Source organism: Sphingobium bisphenolivorans, from assembly GCF_000412635.1.
GTDB lineage: Bacteria > Pseudomonadota > Alphaproteobacteria > Sphingomonadales > Sphingomonadaceae > Sphingobium > Sphingobium bisphenolivorans.
Genome location: NZ_ASTG01000040.1, coordinates 1 through 4,195, shown reverse-complemented (window position 1 = coordinate 4,195; position 4,195 = coordinate 1). Strand labels below are relative to the sequence as shown.

Sequence of the window (4,195 nt, the reverse complement as noted above, 5' to 3'; positions counted from 1 at the left end):
CTGCGACCCTCTGCTCCCAAAGCAGGCATGCGACTACTCCATTTCCTCAGTATTTATGCGGGTTTCCGGCTCATTGGTCAAACGCTTTCCGGTATTATTCCGTGATTCCGTGTCGAGCAAAATAGCGCGCAGATCGTCCATCTGGACATGCGCATAGCGGCTCGTCGTCCGAACATCGGTATGCCCCAGCATCTTGCTCGCGGCCTTGATATTGCCGGTGGCGCGCATGATCCGGGTGGCGGTCGTATGGCGCAGATCGTGAAAGCGAAAATCTCCTATGCCGGCAACTTCCCTAGCCTTGCGCCACTTGCGGTCCCATCCTTGCTTGCTGAACGGGTAGCGCACGCCTTTCTTGCGCGCTGGCCGGTCCTTGCGGGCCGGTGACGGGCGCTCGCAAACATAGGTGAAAACAAACGGGCAATCGTCCACCTCTGGCTGCTCCAGGATAAGCAGGACGGCGGCATGGGACAGAGGGAACTTGTGCTCCCCGCCCCCCTTCTTCTCGACGCGCGCCTCTCCCGCCTGCCAGTTGATCTTGTCCCAGCGCAGGCCGACGACCTCAGATTTGCGCTGGCCGGTTAGAATGGCAAATTCCACGATCGGTTTCAGGCTATCGGGCAAGGCGTCAAAGATGCGCTGCTCTTCGTCCGCGCTCAACTCCCGCACGCGCTCTGGCGGCTCGTCCAGCCTTAGTTCGCCCCACTTGATATCGCTGACAGAGTGGCTGTGCCCGACATGGCGCCACACCCGGCGCGCTAGCTGCCATTCGCGGTTGACGCTCGCATTGGACACGTCGAGGCGGCGCTTAGCGATGTAGGCGCGGAAGTCGCTGATGCGGATGCTGCTCAGCAGTTTGTTCTTGCCAATGCCGGTGATGAGATTGGCAAGCTGGTATTCGGTTGTCTTGCTCGATCGTTCATGCTGCCCCTTGTCCACCCAATAGGCATCGCAGGCCTGATCCATGGTGATCTCCGGCAGGGCATTCTTGCCGCTGGCTATCTCGTCCAGCAGCCGGTTTATGAACTCCTGCGCTTTCCGCTTTGAAGTCGTTCCCGTCGAGCCATAAAACCGGCGCTTGTTGCGTTGGAAGTCATATTGCCAATACGGCGAACGTTCGTCTTTGATGGGCTTGGGCATGGTTCATCCGTGCGGCGCCGGGACGCCAGGTAAGCTTCGCAGTCCGCCTCGTCATAGCGAATCGCGCGGTCGGTGACAGGAACATAGGGAATATCGCCTCTCTGGCGCAGCTTCCGCAGGGTGCGTTCGCTGATGCCAAGCCGTTCTGCCGCCTTCTCAGCGGTGAGCAGTCCCATCCCTACTCCCTCCCCGCAAGGGCGCTGTCGTCACCTTGGCAAGGCGCTATGCCCTTCATGTCGGACCGGCAGGCGATGCATCTGCACTCGTCCGTGACAAGCCGATCCTCTGCCCGACACGCCTTGCACAGCAGGCCGTGGTCTAGCTCGCTGGTGGCGGAACACATGGCGCAGCGGCTCACTTATCACCTCCTTGGAGGGCGCTACTGCTTCCGGGCGATGCCTTGCGGCCCGCGCTACCCGTGCTTCGCACCGAGCCGGTTCCCGTCTCGGCCATTCGGCGGGTATCGCTATCGCTGATCTGGTTGAGCCAATCAGGCTGAAAATCCTCGCACAGAAGGCCCCCCAAAATGGTCGGTCGCGGGTCTATGAAGATAGTTGGTCCTTCCGGCCCTTGGTGCGGCTCGTGCGAAAAGCGCCTGCACGAAAAGGCGGATGGGCAATAAAGGTTGATGCACATCGGATCATCGTTCGTCAGGCCCGGCGCGGGCCTTGTTTCGTAGCGATGATGGTGTGCCGCGTCAGGGATACCCACCGGAACGGGGGAGACGGCTTGCCCGGCTCCGTTCATGGGTAGCCCGGCCCGAAGGGGACGCCCAGACTGATCACCCGCCTCAAACTCCTGCCCCATCCTCTGGGGTTGGGACATGGGGGAGATGGCCGCCAGAACAGCCAGCGCAACAGCTTCGGCATGGTCCCATGCTTCCGGGCACATATGCGGATCGGCGTCATCCCCGGCGATGGCCCGGAACGCGGCCTCAATGGCGGCCTCCCTCACCCCCTCTTGGGGCTGTTCGGGGAGGGGGTGGGCGTCGATAGCCACCACATCGTGCAGGATGGCAATAAGGTTGCTCTGGTCTTGTATGTGGCTTTCCAGCACATCAACGCAGGCCAGTGCAGCCTCTTGGTCAGCACGGCATTTGAATGTCGCGCCGTTGATGAAGGTGCGGACATTGCGCCGCGCCGTGTCGAGCAGTTTCAGTTCCTCGCCGCTCATGCGCCGGTTTCCCACCAATTACGCAAGCTCTTGATGCAATCGGGGCAGATGTCCTTCCCGTTCTCAGGAAAAACCATCTTGTGTGTCGGCTGGCCGATCTTAAACGGGCCGTTCGCTTCTGCTGCGAGGATGCGGCCCCATGAATATTCCTGTTCGACGCGGCGGCACTCTTCCACCGTTCCACATCGGTCGCAGGTCATGACTGTGACGTTCGCTTTAGCCATGGTCCCCCTCCCCCTGATCGCTATATGGCTTTGTTGATGCGGATTGGGTCATGCTGCTTGTCTCCGCTGAGATTTGATAAAGTCGAGAAGCTGGACGCCCAACGCCTCAGTATAGGCGGGCGGGATCGCCTCACTCATTTCGTTAAGGGTGGCCCAATCCATTCCCATAGCCTCGCGCGCGGCGGCTTTATGCCCGCCCTCCCACACGTCGCGGGTGCCGCGTCCGCCATGCTTGGCTGACCGCTTGCGAGCATGGCCGCCATAGACGCCGACGACCGGGCCGCCGCTGTGCTGGCAGGATGATGCGACCAGTTCGATATTGCTCTCAAACAGCCGGTGGCGGTGAAGCTCGCAGCCTTGGGCGCCGAGGCCGAACATGGTCCCACATAGTAGGACGGGATCGCGCATCGACCAGCCCGCCGTTTCCACATTCTCGATGATGTAGGGCAGCCCGGATGCTTCCAGCATGTCCCGCGTCCGATCGATCAGCAGCGGCGCGCCCTTCGCTCCCGGCGCGTGACGCATGGAGGAATAACCCTGGCAAGGCGGAGAAGCATGGATCGCATCGAAGCTGCGGATAAACCGCATGTCGAGCGTTAGCGCGTCATGCTGGATGAAGGCGAACGGGTAACGCGGCTGTGGATCTAGATCGACGCCCACGATGTCAAAACCGGCTTGATGATAGCCCATCGCCGCACCGCCCGCGCAGCAGAACAGGTCGAGTAATCTCATCCCCGTCCTCGTTCGGTTGTGGAGAGAAGCCCATTCTCGATTAGCCAGTGGGCGAAATTAACTTCGTCGTGGCTGTCGCTGCTGATCCGTGGTGTTTCGCGGTAAAAATTGTCGGTCAACTCACGGACGAACGCGATTGCCTCGTCGCTCCAAGCCACCGCCCCCTGTTCCCCCACTGGCGGGGGGGATGCTGGCTCTGCTAGGGCTGCCCTGCGCTTCGACGGCGGTAGATAGTTGTCTTCGGCGTCACAGCAGGGGGAGCAGCCAATCGCCCCGGCATTTGGGTGGCACCAGCAATAGCAAGGTCCGCCTGTCCCCTGTCCCACGCTCTGCGATGTTACCGCTTGCTTGCCACAGACAGCACAGGGATTGTTCTCCGGTGTAGGCCTGCCTTCGCAACCAGCGCATGTTACCGCTTGCGGGGGTGATGAGAGGGCGGGGTCAAGGCGCGCAACGCGACCATCCTCATCGTCATAGACTCGGGCCGCTACCAAAACATTGTAGATCGTGCCTGCAACGTCACCATCCCACGTCTCGCTGCCATCAGCTTGCTGCCAATCATCGACATCGAGGGCCTTGGCGAGCGTCTGGATGCAGAAGTCAGCGGCGGCGTCCATGCCTTCAGACTTAGCCTGTTCTATTACGGTCTCCCGAACCTCCTGCCCAACAGTGGGCGGGGTGGAGAGAGAGGCGTAGTATTGCAAAGCGGGCGATGATTTTATTGAACCAATCGTCGCCTTAGACAGGCCGTGCTTAACAAGAACCGCCTCCAATGAGGCCAAAAGGCTGTCGGCCATGCTGATTTCCTCACGAAGCCGATTTCAGCCTGAAGGCGGCGGATGCGGTTAGCCTGGCCCGCCTCAGTGACAGGCTGGTGAGCCACAATCGGGCTGATGCTCTGGCGATGGCCGGGGTGCGGCTTGACGCGC

Annotated in this window: 5 protein-coding genes and 1 pseudogene; all 6 read right to left on the bottom strand. The window is 61.0% G+C overall.

Annotated features, from left to right (window positions below):
• Nucleotides 1-33: 33 nt before the first annotated feature.
• Entirely contained in the window at nucleotides 34-1,137 is a 1,104-nt protein-coding gene (locus L858_RS20790; protein ID WP_022684632.1) for a tyrosine-type recombinase/integrase, read from the bottom strand.
• Nucleotides 1,138-1,163: 26 nt separating this feature from the next.
• Nucleotides 1,164-1,313: pseudogene (locus L858_RS22580) on the bottom strand (helix-turn-helix transcriptional regulator); the annotation flags it as partial.
• Between the two features lie 178 nt (nucleotides 1,314-1,491).
• A complete protein-coding gene (locus L858_RS0118950) occupies nucleotides 1,492-2,310 on the bottom strand; it encodes a hypothetical protein (RefSeq protein ID WP_022684630.1) in 819 nt (272 codons plus the stop codon).
• Nucleotides 2,307-2,534: a hypothetical protein gene (locus L858_RS0118945; protein WP_152639885.1), complete on the bottom strand. Its 228-nt coding sequence runs from the start codon at nucleotides 2,532-2,534 to the stop codon at nucleotides 2,307-2,309. The genes L858_RS0118950 and L858_RS0118945 overlap by 4 nt, the downstream gene beginning before the upstream one ends.
• 48 nt (nucleotides 2,535-2,582) lie before the next feature.
• Nucleotides 2,583-3,266: a DNA cytosine methyltransferase gene (locus tag L858_RS0118940; RefSeq protein WP_022684628.1), complete on the bottom strand. Its 684-nt coding sequence runs from the start codon at nucleotides 3,264-3,266 to the stop codon at nucleotides 2,583-2,585.
• Nucleotides 3,263-4,063 (bottom strand): hypothetical protein, encoded by an 801-nt coding sequence (locus L858_RS21820; protein ID WP_028056292.1) that lies wholly within the window; start codon nucleotides 4,061-4,063, stop codon nucleotides 3,263-3,265. The genes L858_RS0118940 and L858_RS21820 overlap by 4 nt, the downstream gene beginning before the upstream one ends.
• Nucleotides 4,064-4,195 lie beyond the last annotated feature (132 nt).